Source organism: Galbibacter mesophilus (genome assembly GCF_023721415.1).
Taxonomy (GTDB): domain Bacteria; phylum Bacteroidota; class Bacteroidia; order Flavobacteriales; family Flavobacteriaceae; genus Galbibacter; species Galbibacter mesophilus.
This window is the reverse complement of the sequence record NZ_JAMQVC010000002.1, coordinates 181,858-206,379: the sequence shown is the minus strand read 5'-3', so window position 1 is coordinate 206,379 and position 24,522 is coordinate 181,858. Positions and strand designations below refer to the sequence as shown.

General features: G+C 36.4%; 22 protein-coding genes and 1 riboswitch. Of the genes, 8 read left to right on the top strand and 14 right to left on the bottom strand.

What is annotated here, in order from left to right; translation table 11 throughout:
- Positions 1-36 precede the first annotated feature (36 nt).
- From NDQ75_RS07845 to NDQ75_RS07830, 4 genes are all read right to left on the bottom strand, one after another.
- Complete coding sequence (locus tag NDQ75_RS07845) at positions 37-735, bottom strand: HAD family hydrolase (protein ID WP_202026923.1); 699 nt, start codon at positions 733-735, stop codon at positions 37-39.
- A complete protein-coding gene (gene kdsB, locus NDQ75_RS07840; protein WP_242513604.1) occupies positions 726-1,454 on the bottom strand; it encodes a 3-deoxy-manno-octulosonate cytidylyltransferase in 729 nt (242 codons plus the stop codon). The genes NDQ75_RS07845 and kdsB overlap by 10 nt, the downstream gene beginning before the upstream one ends.
- A 47-nt stretch (positions 1,455-1,501) precedes the next feature.
- Entirely contained in the window at positions 1,502-2,068 is a 567-nt protein-coding gene (locus NDQ75_RS07835) for a DUF4126 domain-containing protein (protein WP_202026922.1), read from the bottom strand.
- 69 nt (positions 2,069-2,137) lie between these two features.
- The gene (locus tag NDQ75_RS07830) at positions 2,138-3,562 is read right to left on the bottom strand and encodes an ATP-dependent DNA helicase (RefSeq protein WP_202027710.1); all 1,425 of its coding nucleotides are present in this window, start codon (positions 3,560-3,562) and stop codon (positions 2,138-2,140) included.
- Positions 3,563-3,671: 109 nt separating this feature from the next.
- Between NDQ75_RS07830 and NDQ75_RS07825 the strand changes: the two genes are divergently transcribed.
- From NDQ75_RS07825 to NDQ75_RS07815, 3 genes are read left to right on the top strand one after another with little or no spacing between them, the layout of a single operon-like run.
- On the top strand, positions 3,672-4,322 hold the full coding sequence (locus NDQ75_RS07825; protein WP_202026921.1) for a hypothetical protein: 651 nt from the start codon (positions 3,672-3,674) through the stop codon (positions 4,320-4,322).
- Positions 4,300-5,133: a DUF3822 family protein gene (locus tag NDQ75_RS07820; protein ID WP_202026920.1), complete on the top strand. Its 834-nt coding sequence runs from the start codon at positions 4,300-4,302 to the stop codon at positions 5,131-5,133. Before NDQ75_RS07825 ends, NDQ75_RS07820 begins: the two co-directional genes overlap by 23 nt.
- Positions 5,133-5,672: an RsmD family RNA methyltransferase gene (locus NDQ75_RS07815; RefSeq protein ID WP_202026919.1), complete on the top strand. Its 540-nt coding sequence runs from the start codon at positions 5,133-5,135 to the stop codon at positions 5,670-5,672. The genes NDQ75_RS07820 and NDQ75_RS07815 overlap by 1 nt, the downstream gene beginning before the upstream one ends.
- 234 nt (positions 5,673-5,906) lie before the next feature.
- Here NDQ75_RS07815 and NDQ75_RS07810 read toward each other — a convergent pair whose 3' ends face one another.
- Positions 5,907-8,045 carry a PorP/SprF family type IX secretion system membrane protein gene (locus NDQ75_RS07810; protein ID WP_202026918.1) on the bottom strand — a complete coding sequence of 713 codons (2,139 nt, stop codon included), beginning with the start codon at positions 8,043-8,045 and terminating at the stop codon, positions 5,907-5,909.
- A 35-nt stretch (positions 8,046-8,080) separates the two neighbouring features.
- Positions 8,081-10,237 carry a T9SS type B sorting domain-containing protein gene (locus NDQ75_RS07805; RefSeq protein WP_202026917.1) on the bottom strand — a complete coding sequence of 719 codons (2,157 nt, stop codon included), beginning with the start codon at positions 10,235-10,237 and terminating at the stop codon, positions 8,081-8,083.
- 330 nt (positions 10,238-10,567) lie between these two features.
- Between NDQ75_RS07805 and NDQ75_RS07800 the strand changes: the two genes are divergently transcribed.
- A complete protein-coding gene (locus NDQ75_RS07800; RefSeq protein WP_202026916.1) occupies positions 10,568-11,077 on the top strand; it encodes a phosphoglycerate mutase family protein in 510 nt (169 codons plus the stop codon).
- A gap of 147 nt (positions 11,078-11,224) precedes the next feature.
- Complete coding sequence (gene miaE / locus NDQ75_RS07795) at positions 11,225-11,806, top strand: tRNA-(ms[2]io[6]A)-hydroxylase (RefSeq protein WP_202026915.1); 582 nt, start codon at positions 11,225-11,227, stop codon at positions 11,804-11,806.
- 78 nt (positions 11,807-11,884) lie between these two features.
- Here the strand turns inward: miaE and yidC are convergent, their stop codons facing one another.
- From yidC to NDQ75_RS07760, 7 genes are all read right to left on the bottom strand, one after another.
- Positions 11,885-13,771: a membrane protein insertase YidC gene (gene yidC, locus NDQ75_RS07790; protein WP_202026914.1), complete on the bottom strand. Its 1,887-nt coding sequence runs from the start codon at positions 13,769-13,771 to the stop codon at positions 11,885-11,887.
- A gap of 106 nt (positions 13,772-13,877) precedes the next feature.
- Positions 13,878-15,494 carry a CTP synthase gene (locus NDQ75_RS07785; RefSeq protein WP_202026913.1) on the bottom strand — a complete coding sequence of 539 codons (1,617 nt, stop codon included), beginning with the start codon at positions 15,492-15,494 and terminating at the stop codon, positions 13,878-13,880.
- A 176-nt stretch (positions 15,495-15,670) separates the two neighbouring features.
- Entirely contained in the window at positions 15,671-15,898 is a 228-nt protein-coding gene (locus NDQ75_RS07780; protein ID WP_202026912.1) for a DUF3820 family protein, read from the bottom strand.
- Between the two features lie 39 nt (positions 15,899-15,937).
- Positions 15,938-16,483 (bottom strand): DUF4252 domain-containing protein, encoded by a 546-nt coding sequence (locus NDQ75_RS07775; protein WP_202026911.1) that lies wholly within the window; start codon positions 16,481-16,483, stop codon positions 15,938-15,940.
- Positions 16,484-16,602: 119 nt separating this feature from the next.
- Positions 16,603-17,154, bottom strand: a complete 552-nt coding sequence (locus NDQ75_RS07770; RefSeq protein WP_202026910.1) for a DUF4252 domain-containing protein — start codon at positions 17,152-17,154, stop codon at positions 16,603-16,605.
- Positions 17,155-17,196: 42 nt separating this feature from the next.
- Positions 17,197-17,730, bottom strand: a complete 534-nt coding sequence (locus NDQ75_RS07765; RefSeq protein WP_242513603.1) for a hypothetical protein — start codon at positions 17,728-17,730, stop codon at positions 17,197-17,199.
- Positions 17,714-18,226, bottom strand: a complete 513-nt coding sequence (locus tag NDQ75_RS07760) for an RNA polymerase sigma factor (RefSeq protein WP_202026909.1) — start codon at positions 18,224-18,226, stop codon at positions 17,714-17,716. Before NDQ75_RS07760 ends, NDQ75_RS07765 begins: the two co-directional genes overlap by 17 nt.
- A gap of 212 nt (positions 18,227-18,438) precedes the next feature.
- Here NDQ75_RS07760 and NDQ75_RS07755 point away from each other — a divergent pair, with 212 nt between their 5' ends.
- Complete coding sequence (locus tag NDQ75_RS07755; protein ID WP_202026908.1) at positions 18,439-19,944, top strand: S41 family peptidase; 1,506 nt, start codon at positions 18,439-18,441, stop codon at positions 19,942-19,944.
- Between the two features lie 88 nt (positions 19,945-20,032).
- Here the strand turns inward: NDQ75_RS07755 and NDQ75_RS07750 are convergent, their stop codons facing one another.
- Positions 20,033-21,886, bottom strand: coding sequence for a TonB-dependent receptor plug domain-containing protein (locus NDQ75_RS07750; protein WP_202026907.1), 1,854 nt, complete (start codon positions 21,884-21,886; stop codon positions 20,033-20,035).
- 70 nt (positions 21,887-21,956) lie between these two features.
- Positions 21,957-22,231, bottom strand: a riboswitch (cobalamin riboswitch).
- A gap of 74 nt (positions 22,232-22,305) precedes the next feature.
- Here NDQ75_RS07750 and NDQ75_RS07745 point away from each other — a divergent pair.
- Positions 22,306-23,466, top strand: coding sequence for an ABC transporter substrate-binding protein (locus NDQ75_RS07745; RefSeq protein WP_202026906.1), 1,161 nt, complete (start codon positions 22,306-22,308; stop codon positions 23,464-23,466).
- Entirely contained in the window at positions 23,463-24,494 is a 1,032-nt protein-coding gene (locus NDQ75_RS07740; protein WP_202026905.1) for a FecCD family ABC transporter permease, read from the top strand. Before NDQ75_RS07745 ends, NDQ75_RS07740 begins: the two co-directional genes overlap by 4 nt.
- Positions 24,495-24,522: the final 28 nt, after the last annotated feature.

Below are 24,522 nucleotides of genomic sequence, written 5' to 3'. Positions count from 1 at the left end.
TACTCTGTTTACTCTTCAATCTATAATTTTGGGATATTACAACCACTTTAATATCTCCTTTATATGTTCGGCAGTTTTATAATTACCGCTTGCATCTTCTTCTTTTACCATTTCGTGCGCCCAAGTTGTATGAAAGGGTACGTGAATAGCTTTTGCACCAATATTCACAATGGGCAAAACATCTGATTTTAATGAATTCCCTACCATTAAAAACTCGTTTACATCTATTTCTAAATGTTCCAATAAGTTTTTATAGTTCTCTTCCTTTTTATCACTTAAAACTTCAATATGGTGAAAATATTTTGAAAGTCCGGATTTTTCAAGCTTTCTTTCTTGATCCAGCAGGTCTCCTTTTGTCAATAAAATGATGCGATATTTATCCACCAACGTCTTTAAAACCTCTTCTACCCCATCTAAAACTTCCACTGGTTTGTTAAGCATCTCTTTTCCAAGATTCAAAATTTTGGAAATGGTTGCATTATCAACCTTACCATTTGACAAATCGATGGCACTTTCTACCATAGAAAGCATAAAACCCTTTATTCCATAACCATAGATTTCCAGATTTTGCATTTCCATTTTAAAAAGTTCCTGATCTATTTTATTCTCAGTCTCATATCCTGATAAAAGCTTTGCGAACTCTTGTTCTGCTTCCCTAAAATAGGTTTCGTTAACCCATAGGGTATCATCAGCATCAAAACCGATTACCTTTATACTTTCTTTATTCACTTCCAAACCTTTTTAGCGCGTTCTAAATCTTCTGGAGTATCAATTTCAATTCCTTCCGAATCGGTTTCGACCATTTTTATTTTCTTCCCGTACTCCAAATAACGGATAGCTTCAATTTTTTCTGTAGCCTCCAGAGAAAGCATGGGTAGCTTTTGAAAATCTACAATAGCTTGTTTTCTAAAAGCGTAAACGCCTTTGTGCTTGAAGTAATTTACTTTTACGCTTTTATCTCTCGGATAAGGAATTGGGGAACGTGAAAAATAAAGTGCAAAGTCGCGGTTATCAGTAATTACTTTAACCGTGTTGGGATTGTTAATCTCGTCCCAATCTTCAATTTTGGTCATTAAAGAAGCTAAATCTATTTCCTTAGCTTCGTCTTCTTTAAAAACCTCGATTACCTTTGCTAAACTTTCCTTATCGGTAAATGGCTCGTCCCCTTGCACATTCACCACAATATCCACATCCATGTTTTCTACCGCCTCGGCAATTCGGTCGCTACCACAATCATGTTCTTTAATACTCATGATTGCTTTTCCTCCATTATCTTCAATCTCTTGGTAAATAATCTCACTATCGGTCACTACAAAAACATCGTCAAAAAGTCCTGTTTTGAGGGCTGCTTTGTATGTTCGGAGGATTACAGTCTCGCCTCCAAGGTCTTGCATAAGTTTTCCTGGAAAGCGGGAAGCGGCATAACGTGCCGGTATCATGGAAATGATTTTCATATTATTTTGCATTTCTTCTGAACAAAAATAAGGATATAATCGAGAATTTAGTTCTTACTTGGTCTCAGTTTTTTATAAAACCAAAAAATTAACAACAATATTAAAATAGTAAATATAACTGCTAAAAAGGGAAAAAACACGGACACAACAGACATAAATAACGCGCTACCCGTCTCCACAGTAGAAACAACAGGGTTTCCCAAGCCAGCCGTTGTTGCAGAAGAAGTTAATCTGGTCCCCGCTGAGGCTCCTTTTACCAAAGTTGCTGTTCCGCCTCCAGCGATAATAGCCATAGCCCAAGTTACTACTGGAGAAAGCTCGGCAATAGTTGAAACCATTACAGCCGTACCAGCAATTGCTGCCAGCGGAACCGCAATTGTATCCAACGCATTATCTACAAATGGAATGTAATAAGCAAAAATTTCAAATAGCATGGCTACCCCAAGTGTGATTATAGCTGCTACGGAACCTATCCATTCCCAGTTACCGCTCACGTCTATTACGTTAAAGTGTGCTGCCAAGCTGAGTATAAACAAAGGCAAAAAAACACGGAAGCCGGCCGAAGCCGCCAAGCCAACCCCTAAAAATATACTTATTATTGTTTCTGAAGTCATTTACCTTGCATTTATATAAATGTAAGCATTTTTTACAATAGAAACTTTGCAGATAAGTATAGCTCGAAATTACTTTTGAAAAAATTCGTCTTTGAATCCGATTAGGTATAGTTTCCTTTTGGCACGGGTTACTGCGGTATACAACCAGCGTAAATACTCCTTGTCCACTCCATTTGGCAAATAAGGCTGCTCTACAAATACCGTATCCCATTGACCACCCTGACTTTTATGACAGGTAACGGCATAAGAGAATTTCACTTGTAATGCGTTGAAGTACTTATTATTCTTAACCTTTAGAAATTTCTTGTATTTTGAAGTCTCTTCCTCATAATCCAACATCACTTCTTGGTACAATTTATTTCCATCCTCGTAAGAAAGCGAAGGCGAATTTATATCCAAGGTATCCAACATTAGGACCGTTTCAAAAGGTTTCATATTTGGATAATCGACCATTTGGACTTTTACTTCTGCAAATTTAAATCCGTACAATTCTTTAATGGCAAAAATCTCCAACACTTCAACAATATCACCATTAGCAATAAATCCGGCTTCCGAAGTTGGTTTCAACCAAAAATAATTGTTCTTGACCACCATTAAATAATCGCCTGTAGCCAATTCATTTTCCAAAAAAAGAATTCGCCCCCTGATTTGTTGATTATAAAGGTTGGCGCGTTTGTTGGAGCGAACCACAATGGCTGTTTCTTCTTTTCCGTTTTCACTGTAGGAATCGTTTATGGCGTCCTGTATTTCATAACCATCAATTAAACGAACAATGTCCTTAAAGTTCCCCAACTGAAATTTAAAATCATCAACAAAATCATCTTGAAGCTGCTCACGAAGGTTGGTTGCATTCAGTAAAATTCCAGAATCCAATTGCTGACGCACCACCTCGTCGAGTTCCATTTTCTTTACTTCCTTGTTGTAATTCAAGGAAAGTGTGTTTTCATTCAGTGCCGGACTAAGGGTTGTGTTTACAGGCGGTAACTGTGCAGTATCCCCTATTAAAATCAATTTACATTTATGTCCGGAATACACATACATAATAAGGTCATCCAATAAGGAACCATTATCAAAAATTTTAGAATCGGAAGACGTATCGGAAATCATTGAGGCTTCATCCACAATAAAAATGGTGTTTTTATGCTTATTGGGCGACAAAACAAATTTAACACCCCCTCCTTTTTCTTTCTTCGGAAAATAAATATGCTTATGAATGGTATGCGCTGTAGTTCCAGAATAATTTGTGATAACCTTGGCTGCCCTACCAGTAGGTGCCAATAAAACCGATTTTTTTAAGGTTTTCCATAAATTGGTAACCACAGCACCAATAATTGTAGTTTTTCCCGTTCCTGCAAATCCCTTCAACAAAAACAGTTCATTTTTATTTTCTGAAAAAATAAAATCCGAAAGTTGTTGAAGCACAATATCTTGCTTCAAAGTAGGGGTATGCGGAAACTTTTCTTTTAGTAATTTATAAAATGATGCGGCGTCCATAAAATCGTTTTCAGACCCAAAATTACTGATGTTTTTTTGAGCTATACCTTTCATGAATAAAAAAAAATTGTAGATTTGCGTAAAACCTCTTTAATTCAAAAATTAGAAAATGAAGACAGTAATACAAATTGCTCTTTGGCTTTTAAGCATCTTTTTCGGTTACCAAATCTATCAATCGGTTATGGGACCTATTAAATTTGATAAAATCAAAAAAGAAAGATACTCGGCCGCTATTGAAAAATTAAAAGACATTAGGGATGCACAAGAAGCGCACAGAACTGTTACAGGAAAGTTCGCGAAAGATTTCCCTAGCCTTATTAAATTTATTGATACTGCACAGTACACGCTTACACAGCAAAGGGATTCCTCTTACATGGAGTATGATAAAGTGTATAAAATTGACATGGAAAGAGAGGTTAAAATTATTGACACATTAGGGTTTGTTCCTGTAAAAGATTCTTTGTTTGGTGGGTCTGATTCCTACAAAAACCTAGCGTCTGTGCCTTATGCGCAAAACAACGAGAAATTCGACATGAGCGCTAAAACCATTAACGCTAACGGATTTACAGCTCCTGTATTTGAAGTGAAAGTTGACAAGTCTGTATTGCTATACGACCAACCGGAAGATCTTGTTGCTAATGAAAAAGCAGCTATTTCGGTGGAAGAAGTTAATGGCCCTGAAATAAAAGTAGGTAGTCTTACCAAGGTAAGTACAAGCGCAAACTGGCCACCTTATTATGACACAAAAGACAACAAGTAATACACTTTCTAAAAATTTTAAAGAACTGTCCATTCAAGTTAGCTTGAGTGGACTTTCTTTTTGTATCCTAGATACTGCACAAAATAAAATTGAAAAGCTAGATACTGTCTCCTTTAATCAAAAGGTAACACCAGAAAAACTTCAAACACACCTGAATACTTGGTTTGAAAAAGAAAGTATTAAAAGCATAAACTTTCAAAGGATTAATGTTATTCATGAAAATGAACTTTCTGCTTTTATACCAAAATCCCTCTTCAACGAAAGCAATCTTTCCAATTACCTAAAATATAATGTCAAGCTTTTAGAGACTGATTATATTAATTATGACGAGCTAACCTCTCACGATATTTTCAACGTGTATGTTCCGTTTACAAACATTAATAATTATCTATTTGAAAAGTTTGGTGACTTTGAATACAAACATTTTTCTACTGTTCTTCTAGAAACACTATTTAAAGTCCCTAAAAAAAATGATGCGGAAACGGTATTTGTTCATGTTTGTGAAAATCATTTTGAAATTGTCGTTCTGCATCAGAAGAAACTTATTCTTTACAACACATTCTCCTACCAAGAAAAGGAAGATTTTCTTTATTATCTTCTGTTCACCATCGAGCAACTAAACTTAAATCCTGAGGAAACACCTACCTATCTTTTTGGAGCGATATCTAAAGAGCATGCCCTTTATACCCTCGCTTACAAGTACATTCGAAACCTTGAGATAATTGAAATATCTTCAAATAATAAGGAAGTCCAAAATTTAGGGGAAATAAACACAAATTCAAACACAGTCATTTTACTAAACAGTCTTTAATGCGAATCATATCTGGAAAATACAAAGGAAAAAGACTAATTGCGCCCAGCAAATTACCGGTGCGACCCACTACCGATTTTGCCAAAGAAGCGTTATTTAACATTCTGAACAATCAATTCTATTTTGATGAAACAACGGTGTTGGATTTATTTTCCGGAACAGGAAACATCAGCTATGAATTTGCGAGCAGAGGCGCTTTGAGCATCACATCCGTAGATGGCGATGCAGGTTGTGTAAAATACATAAGTAAAATTAAAGATGAGCTGGATTTCCCTATAAAGCCGATTAAGAGTGATGTGTTTGCCTTCCTAGAAAAAACTACCCAACAGGCAGATATTGTTTTTGCGGATCCTCCTTACAATTTTGATTTAGAGCAATTCCAAAAGATAGTTACTCTTATTTTCGAAAATAATCTTTTATCAGAAGAAGGTATTTTGATAATAGAACATTCAAAACACACCGATTTGAGCGATTTTAAAGGATTCACAGAAGCTCGCAAATACGGTGGAAGTGTTTTTAGCTTTTTTGAGGTTTCTTAAGCAAAGCATCCGTTTATTTGAACTAGAATGATTTAATTTCCAAACAAACCTTCATTTTCTACATTTTAACAATTAGTGAGCTAAGCAGACCATCCTGTGCTTTATGCAGTGTTATCTTCGGAAATTTCAGAACAATTTAGGCCTCCATTTTGTACTTTAAAAAAAGCCCTTCCCAAAAATCTGAAAAGAGCTTAAGCGCCTAGCAACAACAATACCTATCTATTTTAGAGACCCCTATTTTACCCAAAGTACCCATTTATCGGCAAAATAAGTGTCGTTTACATTGTTGCGTTGCAGGCTTTTTATGGTTAAGTATCGGTCGGCTTTATATAAATACACATAATAATAATCGTTTTCCGGATTGATAAAGAATTTAGGCTCGAAACCACGACTTCTTAAATCGTCTACAAATTCATTAAAATAGGACGCCTTAGAAAAGACATTGACAACCAAATAAAACCCTTTTTCAATCCCCGGCGCACTGCTTATGGTTTTATAACTTGTATCTGCACCAAAAATTTCTGCGGTTACTGCGGTGCTATCTACACTTTTGGTCTGAATAGTATTTGCCAGCGAATCGCTTTTTCTTAAGAATGCCTGATACTCTGCCTCAATAATTTCTTCTTCCGTGCGCGTTGCGGTCTCAGTATTGTTAACATTTGTGTTCTCATCTTTTTTAGCGGTAGCATTAAACTGTTCTTGGGCTGCCTTTGCATATTCCTCTGCATCCGCTTCATAAACAACTGCTTTGTTATTTTCTTCAGCATTACTAGGTGCTTTTCCATACTCATCAACATTATCCACAGCATTTGCGGAAACGACTGCTGAAGTTGGCACCGCTACATTGTATTCATCCACATCTGTTTTTTCAGTTTTTTCTAAAGTCGTAACGGATGCTTGACTTTTAGGATATTCTGAAACGTCGTTGCTCTCTTCAGATTTGGCAGTATTTGAAGTGGCCGATGTATTTGAAACATATTCCTCAGAAGTATCATCAGCAACTTCATTATGACTTGAAGCTTTTTCAGAAATCGCATATTCATCCGCCACATCATTTTTAATTTCCGTAGCCTCTGATTTTCCTGTATTTTTTTCTGAAGTTTTCTTGGCGGAACCTGCATACAAGGCATACTTATTATTGGCTGCCTCGGTTGATTTCTCTTCAACTGACTTATTCTCAGCAGCTGTTTTGCTTACTGAAGTATCTACAACTTCATTCTTATCTTCATTTGTTTTAGCTTCTCTTCCATAAAGGGCGTATTTTGAAGTAGCATCTTCCGTAGATTCTGTTGATTTCTCTGCCACTACCTCTTCAGAAGATGAAGAATTCAACATCTTGCTTACATCCTCTTCTCTTTTTTGACGAAGCTCTTCAGACGTGATATAATCTTCTTCATTAACATTTTTAGTCGCAACCGCTTTACCTCCACTTGGTGCTTGGTTTTTACGCATTTCCCGCGGACCTAATTCAATAGTTGCAATTGCCTCGTAAGTCGCTCCAAAGGAATTGTTTGTATTGCTGGTACCGTTTTCGTAATTAATACCTATACTTATCCCTTCACCAACTTTAACCCCTAAACCAGCGGCAATACCATAGTTTGTGTTATAACCAGCTTGGAACCAACCGGTGTAAGGTAAATCGATAATGGAATTAAATCCAATCTGAAAGTCTTCATTTGGAAGTGTTTTTCCATAAACTACTGTTCTCCAAACGGCATTATCCATAAAGCCTACTGCACGGTCAAAAGTTTTGCTATAGGCCAATTGTCCTGAAAATATCTTATCTGAAAAATCGGTAACGGTATTGGAGTCATTAAAGTTATAATCGAATAAGTTTTCAGCATAAAAACCTACATCGAAGCTTCCAACCGTTAAATTAATCCCTGGCATTACCAACCATAAAAAGTCGTCTTGGTTCTCCAAAACAGCTGGATCAGGCTCGGTAGAATTAATGGCGTTTTTATTAAGTCCGCGTCGAAACATAGTGGAGTTTAACCCCACGGTTAAGGATGTTTCATCGCTAAAAGGAACGCTGTATGCGTAGTTAAGCAGTAAACCAGAATCGGTAAGCAGTCCTAAATTTTGTTGATAAAGCCCTAGTCCGGCACCAGACCTCTTTCCTACCTTACCAGAATAGCTTAGCAGGTATGTTTGCGGCGAATTCTCAATGCCCGTCCACTGAATCCTACTCCAAAAACTCACGGCTTTGGTGTTGTTCCCAACAATACTGTAGGTCGGGTTTACCAAAAAGCGATTGTATTTGGCAAGGTTTTGCTGTCGCCAATCTACGGTAACGCTTCTGTTTTCAACTTGAGAAAATAGCACATACGACGTGAGCAGCAAACCAAAGGTAAGTAGGTATTTCTTTGCCATATAGAACTAAACTAATTTGGGGTTAATTTTAGCTTTTAGTTCACTAATGTAATAGAACCTTTTTTAATATTCTTACCTTTTTTATTAACAAAATAATAGAAAACAGGAGTTTCTACGGTATTATTCATAGAAGAATTGGGCCAGTTATTCTCGTATTTATTTGTCTTCAAGACAGTTGCCCCGTACGAATCACAAATAATCACCTCTACCTCTGGGTCGTTGATAAATTTCTGCGGAAGTGTCCACTTATCATTTACTGAGTCGTTATTTGGACTAATAACGTTCGGAATTTCCACGACATTGTTAGAATCCACTGTTAACGTTTTTTCCACAACACACTCCCCTACTTTGGCAATTAACGTATAAACGCCCTCTTCAGAAATACTAAACAGTGCTGTTTTACTAAGAATATTTCCTTCAGCATCCATCCACTGATAAGAATCTGCTCCTGTAGCCGTAGCCTCCACAACTCTGTCTGGAGAAATCGTAATTTGCTCTCCAGGATAAACCTCTACCAAATCGTCTGTGTTTTGATCTAAGGTTACGGTTTTAGATGTTATAGCACAACCACCATAAGCAACTTCTACGCGGTACTCGCCAAGGCTGGCGGTTGTAAGGCTATTTAAGCTTCCTTCATTTATCAGCGTGTTTCCGTTATACCACTTGTAGTTTGCACCATCTATAGCAGTAACAGAAAGAACTCCATTTAAGTTTGCACATGTTACAGGTCTTTCAATTTGTAAGTTTAAACTAGGCAAACCAAGAACCATTTCTTTTTTATCAGACAAATAGCTTTGTCCTTTGTAAGTAATTTCCACCTGATAATTGCCATTCGCCTTATAGTCTAATGCCAAAGAATTGCTAGTATTTTTTAAGTAATTACCATCCTTCAACCATCTTACATTAAAATTATGAAAGTAATCTTCTCCAATGGTTACTCGATCCCCATTTTTTAAAGCTCCTACAATACCATCCATTTTAAGTGTCGCAGTAGCGGTTTTACAAGCTTCATACCCAGCGTCTGTCACCAAACTTGCATTGAAAGCAATTGGCTCGAAGATTCTAAAAGTTTCGGAAGTTACATTTCCTGCGCAAGAATTGCTTGAAGCAACTTCAGCATAATATTCCCCAGGTGTGCTTACAACTATACTTGATTGGTTGAAAGCACTTGGAATCACCTCACTATTTTTAAACCAAGTTATCTCGTTCTCTTTACTATTAGTTTTAATGGAAAGTGTTGCCGTATTATCTCCAATGATAACTGCATTCAAAGGTGAAGTAACTTCCACAATGGTAGATTTGTTCTGCAGAATATTCACAGTTTCCGATGAAGATGTACAACCACCACCATTGGTAATCTCTACTCTGTATGCTCCCAAATTATCCCCTTTGGAATTGTCTAATTCCAATTTAGGCATATAACTAGACAAGCCATCTATTTTAGCGTCGTCTTTAAACCATGTATAAATATAGTTTTCCTCATCTATGGAAGCTTGTAAAACGATACTGGTTTCTGTACAGGCCTCAATACTTTTATTTCCCAAAATAGAAACTTCAAAAGCCTCACCTTGATTTACAATAACCAAATTAGAATATATTTTACCAGTACAATTTCCATAGTAAGGCTCCGCATAGTATTCACCAGCTTCAGTCACCTTTAAAAAATTATCCTTCGTAACCTTCAAAATTTCACCATTCTTGTACCACACATACTCATCTGCAATATCTTGATTCAATTCTATAGTAGCTCCAGATGTACCGCATAAGCTAACATCTTGATATTCGTTTAACACCAAATTTTCATTAGGTACGAAAAAAGCATCAAAAGGAGCTGTTGAAGGCCCCGTAATAGCAGGTGAGGTACTTCGCAAACGAATTTTATAATCTTCTCCGTAAACCTTTTCTGGAAGTGAAAAAGAGGCATCGAACTTAAATGAAAAGTTTTCACCTTCAATTGTCTTTAAAACCGTTGGAGATGAAAATGCACCATTCTTGTCAGACAACTCAATATAAAATTTATTATCTGCATTAAATGGTTTTTCATCAAAAGAAAAAGTAGCATTAAATGTATTAAAAGAGGTATTCACACAGGCGAATTCAAAATGCAATTCAGGAGCATTGATTTTTTGACCGAAGCTATTTGCGGTAAATAGCGTGAATAAAATTCCGATGGTTGCTGTTAACTTTTTCATAAGTAGCGTTTTAAAAAATTTGGGTACTTCTTAAACTCTTATTACTTGAAAAATTGAATCGGATTTAAAATTCGTTTTCAATTTTCATATACCAAATGTATTAAACAAAAAATAAAAATCGTTTAAAAACCTATTTTTTCGATGAAATGCATAGGTATTTTTTGAAATATGAATTATGAGTTTCTAAAACCACCTACGAAATTTATCAGTTCACAGTTCTAGAAACACTATGAAACCTCGGAAAATCTCGTTAAACCGTTTTCTGTTTGCCCAAAAGCTACATTATGTTAATTTTGAAGCAAGAACCTCTTTGAATAAATATACATTTGAATGAAAACTATACTTTTCGCATTCTTCGCCATAGTACTAACTGCTTGTAATACTACTGATGTAGATAAAGCAGATACCATTACGACCCTCTATTTTATAAGACATGCAGAAAAAAACAGGGAAAATCCCAATGATAAAGACCCCGCCTTAACAGAAAAAGGCTTAGCAAGAGCTAAAAAATGGAGCGATGTTTTTAAGAATATAACTTTTGATGCAATTTATTCCACAGCCTATACACGCACGGTAGAAACCGCATCGCCAACCGCATATAAAAACAATTTGGACATAATTAAGTACGAACCGGAAAACTTAAACCTCTTGGAGATATTTAAAAAAGGGCATGAAAATGTGCTTATTGTGGGTCACAGCAACACCGTTCCCGTGTTAGTAAATAAAATAATTGGTGAAGATCGCTATGAGGACATTGAAGACACTAATAACGCTAATCTCTACGTTGTAAAACTAGTGAATCAAAAATTGGTGTCTGTAGATTTGCTTTACATCCCATAATCCCATTTTGGAAACTACGGGAACAATCACCTATTAATTTACCATAACAAATATGATGTTTAAAGTTCAACCATCTTCTGAGCCACACATTTCCTGCAACATCCAGCAAATGGTAGTATATTTGCAAACAAACAATTTATTGGAGTTATGTTAGGATTAAAGCTTCCTACCGATCCGCGGTGGGTAAATATTGTAGAGAAAAACATTGAAGAAATATTAACCGACCACGCTTTCTGCGAGCAAAAAGCGGCGAGCACAGCCATTTCTTTTATTGTTTTATTTCCAGAATATTCTGAGTTAGTTCAGGAAATGACTGCTTTGGTTAAAGAAGAAATAAGTCATTTTAAAATGGTGCATGACAAAATATTGGAGCGTGGCTGGACATTAGGAAGGGATCGAAAAGACGATTATGTTAACAAGCTGATGACTTTCTTTCCGAAAGGAGGTAGCAGAACCGATTTCCTTGTAAATAAATTGTTGTATGCAGCTCTTATTGAAGCGAGAAGCTGTGAGCGCTTTCGTTTACTTTCTGAAGAACTGGAAGACGAAGAACTGGCTACCTTTTACCGAAACTTAATGGTAAGCGAAGCCAATCACTACACCATGTTTCTACAATTTGCCCGTAAATATGGCGATACCGAGAAGGTAAATGAAAAATGGCAGTCGCTATTGGAATTTGAAGCACAGATCATGAAAGATTTAAGCAAAAAAGAAACGATTCACGGATAATTTCTTAATTTCCCAACATACAAAAAGCCCCAAGATTAAAAAATCTTGGGGCTTTTTGTATGCTTTCATATTTGAATATTAGCGCTTTTTCTGTTGCTGCTCTGCCTGCTCCATCATTTCACGCATCTTTCTCTGGAAACGATTCTCCTTTTTAGGTTTTTTCTTGTTTTCCTGAATCTTCGCATGGATTTTCTCATCATCAATGATATAGTTCTTAATAACCAACATAATCACAATGGTAATTAAGTTAGATATAAAATAATACAAACTCAATCCACTCGCGTAATTATTGAAGAAAAACAACATCATGATTGGTGAAATGTAAATCATCACCTTCATTATGCTACCCATATCTGGCATTCCTTCTTGAGCCGGTTGCTGCATTGCCTGTTGTTGACCGGTAGTCATTTTCATATAAAAGAAAATAGCCACAGAAGCCAAAATCGGGAACAAACTCACGTGATCTCCATAAAATGGAATGCTAAATCCTTCAGGGAATTCATACACTATATCATAAGAGGAAAGATCGTCTGCCCATAAAAATGGTTTTTGTCGAAGCATAATAGCCGTTGGGAAAAACATAAACAATGCGTAAAATACGGGTATTTGTAATAATCCCGGAACACAACCACTCATAGGACTTACGCCCGCTTTTCTATAAAGCTTCATAGTTTCTTGCTGACGCTTCATTGGGTTGTCTTTATACTTTTGGGAAATTTCAGTAACCTCTGGCTTTATTACTTTCATTTTAGCTTGGGAAACATACGACTTGTAGGTAACCGGCGACAAAGCAATTCTTACAATAATCGTCATAACAATAATGGCAATTCCGTAAGGGAAAACTGAACTCAGAAAGTCATATAGCGGTGTAAATACATGTTTATTTATGAAACCGAAGATTCCCCAACCAAATGGAATGGAATCTGCTAAATTATAATCTTTGTACTTTTTGAAGATTCTAGCATCGGTTGGTCCGTAGTACCACTTTAAGTTTTCATTCAACTCCCCTCCTTTTAATTCTAATGGAGTTGTTGTAGTGTACATTTTTACAAACTTTTCTTCCGGACCTTCGTCCTCAAACAACTGTTTTGAAGTAAGAGCTGCTTCTGAAAAGCCTGCATTGGCATTTACCAAAATAGAACTAAAGAAATGCTGACGGTAAGAAATCCATTTAACATCTTTTTCAGTTTCATCGTCATCCCCACCTTGGGAAAGTTTGCTCGTACTTCCGTCATGTTGGTACGTTAAACGGGTATAACGATTTTCATAATTTATACTTCGGCTATGGCGAATTCCTTTTAAATTCCAGTCTAGGGTTACCGGCTGCGAACTGTTAATTACATTATTCAACCCTTGAGATCTAATGGTAAAATCCACTAAATAATCGTCCGGCTTTAATTCGTAACGATATTCTAAAAATTTATTCGCAGCAGTCTTTAACTTCATGGAGAGCACTTGATTTTCCCCATTCTTAGTTAACTTGGGCTCAAAATAAAGGTTTTGAGTATTTAACGTTCTATTGTCTGTTGTGCCAAAAGTTAAGTTGAAAGTTGCGTTTCCATCTTTAACCAAGTAAACTGGGATAGAATCAAATGTCTTGAAATTCTTCAGCACAGCTTCTACTATCTGTCCACCCTTGTTACTGATTTTAAAACGAACCAAATCATTTTCGAAGGTAGTAACATTATCATTGGCTGAAGGTAACGTTGCTGAGTAAGCAAATGCACCCAAAGTACCTTTATACTGCTCCAACGCAGTAGAATCTTGTAAATCTACTGAAGGAACCTCATCGATTACCGCTGCATTTTTTTCTTCCTGCTTTGCTTTTTCAACCTGCTCTTGCTTTGCTTTCTCTGCTTGAATTTCTTCTTCAGTAGGTTGATTATTGTACATCACCCAAATTAAAATGGCTCCGATTAGCACAAAACCAAGTATTGAGTTGATGTCAAATTTCTTTTCTTCCATTTAATTACGATTAATTAGATTGTTTCTTTAAAAAAGAAGGACAATCTTCTTTAGCTATTTAGCTTTCAAAGATATGTCCAAAACCTTTATTTATGTCAAACTGACACTATTTATTCAATTTGTGCTGCAAAGCAGACTTTACAAACCCAACGAACAATGGATGCGGGTTTGCCACCGTACTTTTATATTCGGGATGATATTGTACCCCAACAAACCAAGGATGTGTAGGCAATTCTACCACTTCTACCAATCCAGTATCAGGATTTAATCCCGTAGCTTTTAAACCGGCAGCCTCAATTTGCTCTTTGTATTTATTATTGAATTCGTAACGGTGTCTATGACGTTCGGAAATAGCATTGGAACCGTATATTTTTTCTACCAAACTACCTTCAGCAATATTACAATCCCAAGCTCCCAGTCGCATAGTTCCCCCCATTTGGGTAATGTTCTTCTGCTCTTCCATTAAATCGATAACAGGGTTTTTGCAACCAGCATTCATTTCCGTAGAATTGGCATCTTTAATACCCAAAACGTTTCTGGCAAACTCAATCACTGCCATTTGCATTCCCAAACAAATTCCCAAGAAAGGAATATCGTTTTCACGGGCATACTTTATAACTTCTATCTTCCCTTCAATTCCACGTTCACCAAAGCCAGGCGCTACCAAAACACCGTCTAATTTGGCAATTTTATTCTGAAGGACTTTTGTATCAATATATTCTGAATGAATGTATTCTACATTCACTTTAACTTCATTTTCTGCTCCGGCATGGATAAAAGCCTCTAAAATAGACTTATAACTGTCCTGAAGCTCAACATATTTTCCTACCAACCCGATATGAACTTCATCTTTCGGATTCTTATGACGATCTAAAAATTGATCCCAACGTACCAAATCGGGTTCAGAACGCTCTTCCAAAGACAACTTCTTAAGAACAACTTTGTCAAGTCCTTCGCCCAACATTAAATTAGGAACATCATAAATTGTAGAAGCATCAATGGATTGAATAACCGCTTCACGTTTCACATTGCAAAATAAAGCAAGCTTTTCACGAAGATCATCTGAAAGCTCATGTTCTGTTCTACAAACTAGTATATCAGCTTTAATTCCGCTTTCCATCAACGTCTTTACAGAGTGCTGTGTAGGTTTTGTTTTAAGCTCTCCAGCAGCCGACAAGTAAGGCACCAACGTTAAGTGAATAACCAAGCCGTTGTTATCGCCAAGCTCCCACATCAACTGTCTTACAGCTTCAATATATGGCAACGACTCAATATCACCAACTGTACCACCAATCTCAGTAATCACAATATCATAATCTCCGCTTTTACCTAAAATTTGGATACGTTCTTTAATTTCGTTTGTGATATGGGGAACAACTTGAACGGTCTTCCCCAAAAATTCACCTTTACGCTCTTTTTCAATAACACTTTGGTAAATTCTTCCAGTAGTAACGTTATTTGCTTGAGAAGTGTTTACATTTAAAAAACGCTCGTAATGACCTAAATCTAAATCGGTTTCTGCACCGTCATCGGTAACATAACATTCTCCATGTTCATAAGGATTTAAGGTTCCCGGATCTACATTGATGTATGGGTCGAGTTTCTGAATTGTAGTTTTATACCCCCTAGCCTGTAAAAGTTTCGCCAATGATGCTGCTATAATTCCTTTCCCCAATGAAGAGGTTACACCACCCGTAACAAAAATGTATTTGGTATCTGCCATTTATCTATTCTTAGTTGTCTTAAATTTCGCTATGCCCTGAAAAAAGCCTCAAAAAAGCTTCTTAAAAATATCGCGGCAAAAATACAAATAAGAATTAAAAAAACGGCCCTCTGGCCGTTTGATTTTACTATTGTTTTTTACAGCACTTCGACTTTCACCTATTGCTTAAAAAATCGCTATTTTGCTTTTCGTATTCCGTGGATTAGACCTTCCAAGCCGTTTACTTTTATCTCGTACATGGCCTCCAACTGTTTTCCTAATTGACCTTTTGGAAAACCTTTTTGTTTGAACCAAACATAATAGGGCTCAGGAATATCCACAAGATATCGGTCTTTATATTTCCCAAAGGGCATTTTTGCATAGGCTAACTTTAAAAGAAACTCTTTGTTTTCTACGTTATTCATTACTGTCAATTACCTAAAACCACAAAGATAGTTACATTTTTAGTTGAAAATTCCTTTTAGTTGCCCTTCAAGGCCTCCCGTTCCAACAGCTCCTTTTTCCACTGCTTCAACCAAAGTCATCATATTTTCGGGTTTCATCTTTTTTCCCAGTACACGTACCAAAGCAAAACCATGCTCATCGTCGCTACCAAAAAGAATCACTTCATCAATAGAATCGTCATCTCCTAAAAATTTTACTACGCCTTTGTTTTTTCCGCTGTTAATAACCATCAGTTCTTCGTACTTTTCATCTTTTAAAATGTCTTGTACCGTATTTCTCTCTGCTTCGTATTCAGATTTATTGGCATCATTTAGTTTAAAAGCCAATACATTCAATTTCCTAACGGATTCGTACGCTTCTTTCTGTTTATCGTCCAATGAAGTTTCATTTACATCCAAAATACTGGACGGAATATCCAAAGAAATAAAGTTCGGGTTCTCCCCTCTGGTTACAAAATATTCTTGAAGGCTTGGGTCTCCATCGCCACAAGCAACCAAAATGACTGCCAAAAGAAGGAATGCTATCGTATTCTTTATATTTTTCATGTTATTCATTTTAAATTTCATTCTAAATTCTCGATAATTGATGTCACCCTGAGCTTATGGAAGGGCTTTTCAAACTTTAAGAATGCTTCGACAAGCTCAGCATGACTAAACTCTAAAATTTATTTTTTATTTCCGGCTTTCCCCAGTTGATCTCCGCCAGGAAGGTCCATTTTACTGGTAAGTTTCGAAATTTGGCGTAAATCGATGTTACCCGTTAAAGAAAGTAATACCGTTTCTGGTTTTTTTCCGTTGAATTCCAACTCTTCGTAATTAAGGTCGGTTACAAACATGAGCAACTCTTTTACGTGATTCTCGTCGGCACCTTCTTTTACGTAAAACTTCACATTGGATTCACCATCGCGTACACGCATCAATTCTTCAAAAGACGAACTTTTTAAGTGATTGGTTACCCAACCATCGATATCTTTGGTGATTTTTGGGTTTTCCGTAGTAATCACCTTAAAACTCGTGATGTTGTTCACCAATTTAAATACGGCTTCCGCATCGGGATCGTCTGTATCGATGTTGATTTTACTCAACATCTGAAACATTTTGGGCTGCAAAGCAACAAAGGTTACTTCGTTGTTTTCCGAATACTTGTCAAAAATAGACTGTGCTTGGGAAAAGAGTGGCGCTATGGCCAAGGCTACTATTAAAATTATCTTTTTCATCTGTTTAAATTTATTGTTTTTTTGAGGAACCTTTACGTTTCTTTAATTCCTCGAACTTTCATTGGGTAAAAAACGATTCGTATTTTTTTCAAATTCTTTTAAATAAGCTGCACCCTGCGTTCCTTTGTTAAAATTATTGGTGAACAAGGCCAGCGCCAATTGAGCAGACTTAATTTCCTCTGGTGAATACTCCTCTTGAAGCACCACTTGCGGACTTTCAGGTCTGTTTAAATAAACTCCAAAGGCAATAGCAACCACGGCTGCAACAGAAATCCATTTTAAATATGTTCTATTTTTTCTAGGTTGTAATGGAACGTCTTGCGTGCTTTTCTCTTCTTTGGCTACGGAAAAATAAGTAAAAAGCGGTGTGTACTCTTCCAGATGGTCAGCTACCCCATCTTGAGAAAAATAATGTTTCAATCCATTTTCTTCAGCAATGGATGTTTCACCTTCAAAATATTTTTCCAATAGTTGTTCTATCTCCTTAACGGAGTATTTCTTTTGAGCATCGTTGTTATCAAACATGCTTCTCACGTTTTTATTTTTAGAATTCTTATTCTTATTTACTGATGCCATAACTGTGTTTTTTTAATAATTGCTCCCTAACTGCTTTACGTGCTCTCGATAAGGTTACCCGTATTGCCGTTGGGTTCATACCTAACATTTCTTCAATTTCATTATATTCATATTGCTCCACATCCCGAAGTTGTAAAACCATCCGTTGTTGTTCCGGTAGGGCATTCATTATTTTTTGCATCCAATCGAGGCTGTCGTTTACCTCTACTTTTTTCTGAAGAGAGGTGTTGTTATCCTCGTAATTGGTGTGTACCAATTTTAAATTCCCCGCCTGTTTGGACTTTAACCTATCGAAACAATAATTTTTAGTCATTGTCATGGCAAACGCTTCTATATTTTTATAATTATGTATCTTTTTTTTATTCGACCATAATTTTAAAAGCACTTCCTGTGTGGCGTCCTCGGCTTCTTCCGTGGAAACCAACAGCCGTTTTGCCAACCGAAACAGTTTATCCTTAAAGGGTGTAACAATATGTAAAAACTCCGTTTGTTGCATTTTTTGGTTTGGTTAAGCAATGTTTTACATCACTCTCTACTTTCAAGACGAACTAAGCTAGTTTTTGTTACAATAAATTTTTTATTTCAATAAATGTAAGTAATATTACGCTTATAACGCTAACGAATAATCGGCACGCAAATTGATAGGTTTTAATAAGTTAAGCGACTGAAAGCCTAAGTTGACTGATTATAATTTTTAAAAAATACACTATGAAAAAGCTCTTTAATTTAAAATGGGCACTAATTTTTGCTTTGATTTTTACCTACAGCTGTAGTAATGATGATGACGCTTCTGGTCCTACTACTCTTGATAACGAAATAAATGATTTTGTTTGGGAAGGAATGAATTATTGGTATTACTACCAAGATCAAGTAGCCGATTTAGCCGATTCTAAAAATGATAATCAAAATTCTTATTTCAACTTTCTTAACAGTTATTCCACTCCTGAAGATCTTTTTAACGCTCTTGTTTTCAGTAAAGAAGATGACTTCTCATGGTTTATTGAAGATGTAGAAGAACAACAAAATGCTTTCGCTGGAATTTCTGAATCTTTTGGATTGAACATAAAACCAAAAATTATTCAAGCTGACGGAGATGGTTTGGCAGTAGTTTTTGTTTCGTACGTCATTCCAAATTCCCCTGCCGAACAAGCCGGAGTTAAACGCGGGGATTTAATTTATAAAGTGAATGGGATTGAACTTACCATTGACGAATTTAGTGAAGCCAATGAATTATTATCACCAACCAGTCCCAATGTTTCTATTGGAATAGGGACGGTTGAAGGTGGAAGTTTTGTGAAAGGAAGTTCAGATATAAATCTTACGGCCGTTCAGCTGAACGAAAACCCAGTGCATTTTCATTCTATAATTGAAGAAAATGGCAAAAAAATCGGTTATTTAGTTTATAACAGTTTTGTCGGAACTTACCATAGTGAACTCAATGATGTTTTTGCCAATTTTAAAGCTGAGGGTATTAACGAATTGATTTTGGATTTACGCTATAATGGAGGAGGTTCTGTTTTAACAGCTGCTCTTTTGGCAAGTATGATTGACGGAAACAGATCTACAAACACTGTTTTTGCTAACCTGCAATACAACTCTAAACGAGATGAAGAAGAAGGATTCGCTTATCCGTTCTTTGATGAAGTATTTTTGTTCGATAAATCCACCTTCGAATATACAGGCGAAAACATTCCTATGAATAGGTTAACCACATTGAATAGGTTATACGTAATTGGTTCAAACAGCACTGCTTCTGCCAGTGAAATGATCATAAATGGTTTGTTACCTTTTATGCCTGTAAGATTGATAGGCGAAACAACTACAGGTAAAAATGAAGGCTCTATTACGGTCTACGATTCGGGTGCTCCTTATACAAATAGCGAAAACAGAAATCCAAATCATAGCTTCGGAATGCAACCCATTGTATTCCAAATATTCAACAGCCAGAATGAGAACGATTATGATGATGGTTTCGATCCAGATATAACTATTGAAGAAGCTGCTTTTGCCGCAAATATTTTGCCCTTTGGTGATACCAATGAAGTTTTATTAAGAGTAACATTAGACGACATAGCAGGTATGAACGCGAAAGGAACACAGCAGTTTAAGGGTCTGAAAACTTTTAAAACCTTATCAAATTTAAAGCCTAAAAAATTCTCTAAGGAAATGTACATCTTACCTTCAGATGAACAATTAGCAGGTGGGGCAAACTAAAAAAAAGCCCCGATAAATCGGGGCTTTTCGTCAACCAACTGTAAAAAACAAAGGGTGTAAGCCAAAGCTTACGCCCTTTCATTTTCTACTACAAACCTAACCTAAAGCCAGCTCTTATATTTCTTCCGCGGGTAGTGTACCCTAAAATTTCTTCGTAGTCTTCATTAAGAATATTATCAAAGTTTACAAACACCGTAAACTTCTCAGAGAAACTATGGTTTACATTAAAATTCAGTAATGAAAATGCATCCAACTCAACATTTTGAGAAGTAAAGTCTGGATTATACTGAATGTCTAATCGCTCTCCTGTATATTGATACTGTAATCCAAAGTTTGTTTTTGTAAATAACTCATACTGAATACTGGCATTCGCTTTATGCTTTGGAATACGTAAGGCCACCTTATCCCTATTTTCTGTAAAAGTGTAATTGGCATCTATAATCAATGACTCAATGGGGGTAAGAGAAGTTTCTACCTCCACTCCGTGAACCGTAAAATCTTCTTCAGAATTTACATAACCGATATCAGTATAAGCAATAAAATTTTCTTCAAACCTATTAAAATACAAAGCACTTAACCTAAAAACATCTGTGTTGTATTCTGCTCCACCTTCAATAGTTCTATCTTCTTCTGGCTCTAAATCGGGATTGGCACCAAAAGCACCGAACAATTGTGGTAGCGTGGGTGCAATGTACGATGTGCTGTACGACCCGAAAAACTTAACATAATCCTGATCGAATTTTAATGTGTAAGACGGATTTAAATTATACGTAAAATGATTCCCGTATTCACTGTGATTATTCATACGTCCACCCGCATTTACATTCAGTCCAAATTCTGAAACCCAAACCACATTGGCATAAGGATCGGTAATACTAAAATCGGTGTCCGCGCCTAAAACGGCTTCATTTTTAATATAGTTAAGTCCGATAATAGTATAGAATTGATCACTGAAGTTATATTTATTGAACAAATCCACAACTGTACTTTTAGCTCCGTACGAGTTTGGATAAGCCGAATATACATCCCTATCTATAGTGTTATAAGCAGCATTCAATGTTACACTACCATTGGTGTATTTATATTCCGGACTTATAGCTACTCTAAATTGCTCGCTTTCTGAATAATCATCGGTATCCATTAAAGGCAAGGAACTATCGAAAGCAGCTTTAAACTTGTCGTAATATCCCAATACTTTAAATGAAAATTTTTCAGAAAATTGATAGCCCAAATTAACATTAGAGTTAATGCGGTTAAAAGGGTCTTTCTCTTCCCCAATAACTGCTGAAAGTCCGTCTGTATATTGATTTCCAAATCCTGCCAAGTAAGTAAATTTGCCTAAAGTTCCATTAACGGATGCCCTATTGGAAAAATCTGTTAGATTGTAATCACTTTCTTCTGAAGATTGATTGGAACCGATACTACTCTCAAAATTAGCAGCTATCTTTTTAGCGCCTGCATTTTTGGTTGTAATATTGATTACTGCCGTAGCAGCTCTATTACCATATAAAGTACTGGCAGCCCCTTTTACTATTTCTATTGATTCAATCTGATTTAAATCCAGTAAACGTAAATCGAAATCGTTCGCCAATGATGACGGATCGCTTACTTGAATCCCGTCAACCAACACCAATACTTGACGGTTATTTCCACCACGTACATAAGTCCCTAGATTTTGTCCGGCATTACTTCGGCTTCCATTAATTTCAATGCCACTTTTTGTGTTAATCACTTCAGCAACCGACCTTCCTTGATTTCGTTGTAATTCCTCCTGAGAAATGGTAATTACCGTTTTACCGGAGTTTTCACGTTTCAGTTCAAATCGAGAATCAGAGACAACCACCTCTTCCAGCTGTTCAACCTCTTCTTGCTTTTTTTCTTGTGCGTTGGCAATGGAACACAATATTCCTAGCGCACAAAGAGAAATAACTCTTTTGTTCATTGTTAGATTTTAATAAAAGGGAAAAAAGTATGAGTTTACCCATACGCAAACCTTTATCCCGAAAGTTTGACATTATCCATGAATTATGGCAGGTCTCCTGACTTACTTTTATGTTGCTTCACCTTCCCATTCCGAAATTTTCTTCAAAACAGTGGTTTCTATGAAGTAAACAACACACTTTTAAAAAAGCATAAAGCAAATTTTAAAAGATACTGAAACGAGTTCAGAAGGAACGCGCTCAGCATAAAGTTTACAGTTGCGGGAACAGCTACGGAATTTCACCGTATTCCCTTTTAATTTAAATCCGTTGAAAACAGATTTAAAACCATAAATTCGCCACGAAAATAAACAATTTCCTTAAGGTTGCCTTAAAAAGATTTAATAATATTAATTTTAATGCTGAATTTTTAGTGTACAAAATGAGAATACTAACGTTTTTATTGGTATTGTTTCTAGTAAATTGCAAAGAAGCTCCAAAAAAAGAAGCGCTACCAATTTCCGGTGAATTCCCTGTAAACCAAAACACTTCGGTAAGGATTGATTATGCAAAAGGTTTTCATATAGAAAATCTAGGAAAAATCACTACGGTTAAGGTTACTGCTCCTTGGCCCAATGCCACAAAAACGTTTACTTATGCCTTGATTGACAAGGAAGATTTAAAATCAATCACTTTTGATGCTTCCCAATACGATGCTATAATACCGACTCCTGTCAACAAATTTGTGGCGACTTCCACTACACATATTCCCGCCATTGAAGCGCTAGGTATAAGTGATAAATTAGTTGGCTTTCCAGGCTTAGATTATATTTCTTCGGAAGGTATTAGAGCTAAAATTAAAGAAGGATGGATAAAAGAATTAGGACTTAACGAACAGATAAACACGGAAGTGCTTTTAGATTTAGAGCCAGAAATGGTCATGGGGTTCACGGTGAATGGTGAAAACAAAACCTATTCAAACATACAAAATGCCAACATTCCGGTGGTTTATAATGGCGACTGGGTGGAGGAAAGTCCGTTGGGAAAAGCAGAATGGATTAAATTTTTCGGACTTCTTTTCAAAAAAGAAAAATTAGCCGATAGTATTTTTAAAACTGTTGCTTCCAATTATAATAAAGCGAAAACCTTGGCAAAAAAAACCAAACGACGCCCTACGGTTCTAAGCGGATCGATGTTTAGGGATATTTGGTATGTTCCCGCAGGAGAAAGTTGGATGGCTCAGTTTCTAAATGATGCCAATGTTGATTATTTATGGAATGAATCAGAAGGCACGGGCAGCTTATCCCTTAATTTTGAAAGCGTGCTAGAAAAAGCCCAAAACGCCGATTACTGGATTGGTTCAGGTCAATTTACAAGTTATTCCCAATTAAGTGACAGCAATAAGCATTATGAACAATTTGAAGTTTTCAAAAATAAAAATATCTATACATTTGGTCTTACTAAAGGAGAAACCGGCGGTTTACTTTTTTACGAATTAGCCCCTTCCCGTCCAGACATTGTTTTAAAAGATTTAATCCATATTTTGCATCCTGAAATTTTAGAAGACCATGAACCGGTCTTTTTTAAGCCCTTGCAACCTTGAATTCAATTAAAACATACCAATTACAATACATATTGCTCGCAATTCTGCTGATCTTTTTCTTTCTTCTGAATATAAGTTTGGGGTCGGTAAAAATTCCCTTAAGAGACATCTTGAATATCCTAATGGGTCATTCCATCGAAAAAGAATCTTGGCAATATATTATTGTAAATTATAGATTACCCAAGGCTTTTACCGCTATTTTAGTGGGTGGCGGACTTTCCCTAAGTGGTGTGCTGATGCAAACACTTTTTAGAAATCCGTTAGCGGGGCCGTTTGTTTTAGGGATTAGCTCGGGCGCCAGCTTGGGAGTGGCTTTGCTTATCATGGGATCTTCACTTTTTGTGGGCACATTTGCCTCTTTTTTAGTAAGTGGATTTTCCATTGCTATGGCAGCCACTATCGGAAGTTTTTTGGTGTTGCTTTCCATAATTGTGGTAGCCCACCGAATAAAGGATACAATGGCGTTACTCATTATCGGACTCATGTTTGGAAGCATTACAACGGCGGTAGTAAGTGTGCTATCCTATTTTACGAGTAAAGAAAGCTTGCAACAATACATTTTTTGGTCCTTCGGAAGTCTAGGTAATTTAAGCTGGACCCAATTAGCATTATTAAGTGGTCTGTTCCTATTGGGGGTTTTCATTACAATTGCTGTCTTAAAACCATTAAATGCATTTTTATTAGGTGAAAATTATGCTCGAAGCATGGGTATTCAACTTAAAAAATCGCGATTCTTAATAATACTCGCTGCGAGCATTTTAGCAGGGGGAATTACAGCTTTTGCAGGACCCATTGCCTTTATTGGTTTGGCGGTGCCGCACCTAACCCGTCAATTATTTAAATCGCAAAACCATCATGTCTTGGTTCCCGCCACTATCTTATTTGGCGCTATTTTAATGTTGATATGCGATACCATTTCGCAATTACCAACCAGCGAATATTCATTGCCCATTAACGCAATCACTTCCATCGTTGGTGCACCCGTGGTTATTTGGTTATTGGTACGTAAGCGAAAAATGGTGTTTTAAAAAAGAATCCCTAATTTCATTTTATATT

Coding starts and splice junctions, on each gene's coding strand:
- kdsB (WP_242513604.1), bottom strand. CDS start 1,454: ATGAAAATCATTTCCATGATACCGGCACGTTATGCCGCTTCCCGCTTT.
- NDQ75_RS07835 (WP_202026922.1), bottom strand. CDS start 2,068: ATGACTTCAGAAACAATAATAAGTATATTTTTAGGGGTTGGCTTGGCG.
- NDQ75_RS07830 (WP_202027710.1), bottom strand. CDS start 3,562: ATGGACGCCGCATCATTTTATAAATTACTAAAAGAAAAGTTTCCGCAT.
- NDQ75_RS07825 (WP_202026921.1), top strand. CDS start 3,672: ATGAAGACAGTAATACAAATTGCTCTTTGGCTTTTAAGCATCTTTTTC.
- NDQ75_RS07820 (WP_202026920.1), top strand. CDS start 4,300: ATGACACAAAAGACAACAAGTAATACACTTTCTAAAAATTTTAAAGAA.
- NDQ75_RS07815 (WP_202026919.1), top strand. CDS start 5,133: ATGCGAATCATATCTGGAAAATACAAAGGAAAAAGACTAATTGCGCCC.
- NDQ75_RS07810 (WP_202026918.1), bottom strand. CDS start 8,045: ATGGCAAAGAAATACCTACTTACCTTTGGTTTGCTGCTCACGTCGTAT.
- NDQ75_RS07805 (WP_202026917.1), bottom strand. CDS start 10,237: ATGAAAAAGTTAACAGCAACCATCGGAATTTTATTCACGCTATTTACC.
- NDQ75_RS07800 (WP_202026916.1), top strand. CDS start 10,568: ATGAAAACTATACTTTTCGCATTCTTCGCCATAGTACTAACTGCTTGT.
- miaE (WP_202026915.1), top strand. CDS start 11,225: ATGTTAGGATTAAAGCTTCCTACCGATCCGCGGTGGGTAAATATTGTA.
- yidC (WP_202026914.1), bottom strand. CDS start 13,771: ATGGAAGAAAAGAAATTTGACATCAACTCAATACTTGGTTTTGTGCTA.
- NDQ75_RS07785 (WP_202026913.1), bottom strand. CDS start 15,494: ATGGCAGATACCAAATACATTTTTGTTACGGGTGGTGTAACCTCTTCA.
- NDQ75_RS07780 (WP_202026912.1), bottom strand. CDS start 15,898: ATGAATAACGTAGAAAACAAAGAGTTTCTTTTAAAGTTAGCCTATGCA.
- NDQ75_RS07775 (WP_202026911.1), bottom strand. CDS start 16,483: ATGAAAAATATAAAGAATACGATAGCATTCCTTCTTTTGGCAGTCATT.
- NDQ75_RS07770 (WP_202026910.1), bottom strand. CDS start 17,154: ATGAAAAAGATAATTTTAATAGTAGCCTTGGCCATAGCGCCACTCTTT.
- NDQ75_RS07765 (WP_242513603.1), bottom strand. CDS start 17,730: ATGGCATCAGTAAATAAGAATAAGAATTCTAAAAATAAAAACGTGAGA.
- NDQ75_RS07760 (WP_202026909.1), bottom strand. CDS start 18,226: ATGCAACAAACGGAGTTTTTACATATTGTTACACCCTTTAAGGATAAA.
- NDQ75_RS07755 (WP_202026908.1), top strand. CDS start 18,439: ATGAAAAAGCTCTTTAATTTAAAATGGGCACTAATTTTTGCTTTGATT.
- NDQ75_RS07750 (WP_202026907.1), bottom strand. CDS start 21,886: ATGAACAAAAGAGTTATTTCTCTTTGTGCGCTAGGAATATTGTGTTCC.
- NDQ75_RS07745 (WP_202026906.1), top strand. CDS start 22,306: ATGAGAATACTAACGTTTTTATTGGTATTGTTTCTAGTAAATTGCAAA.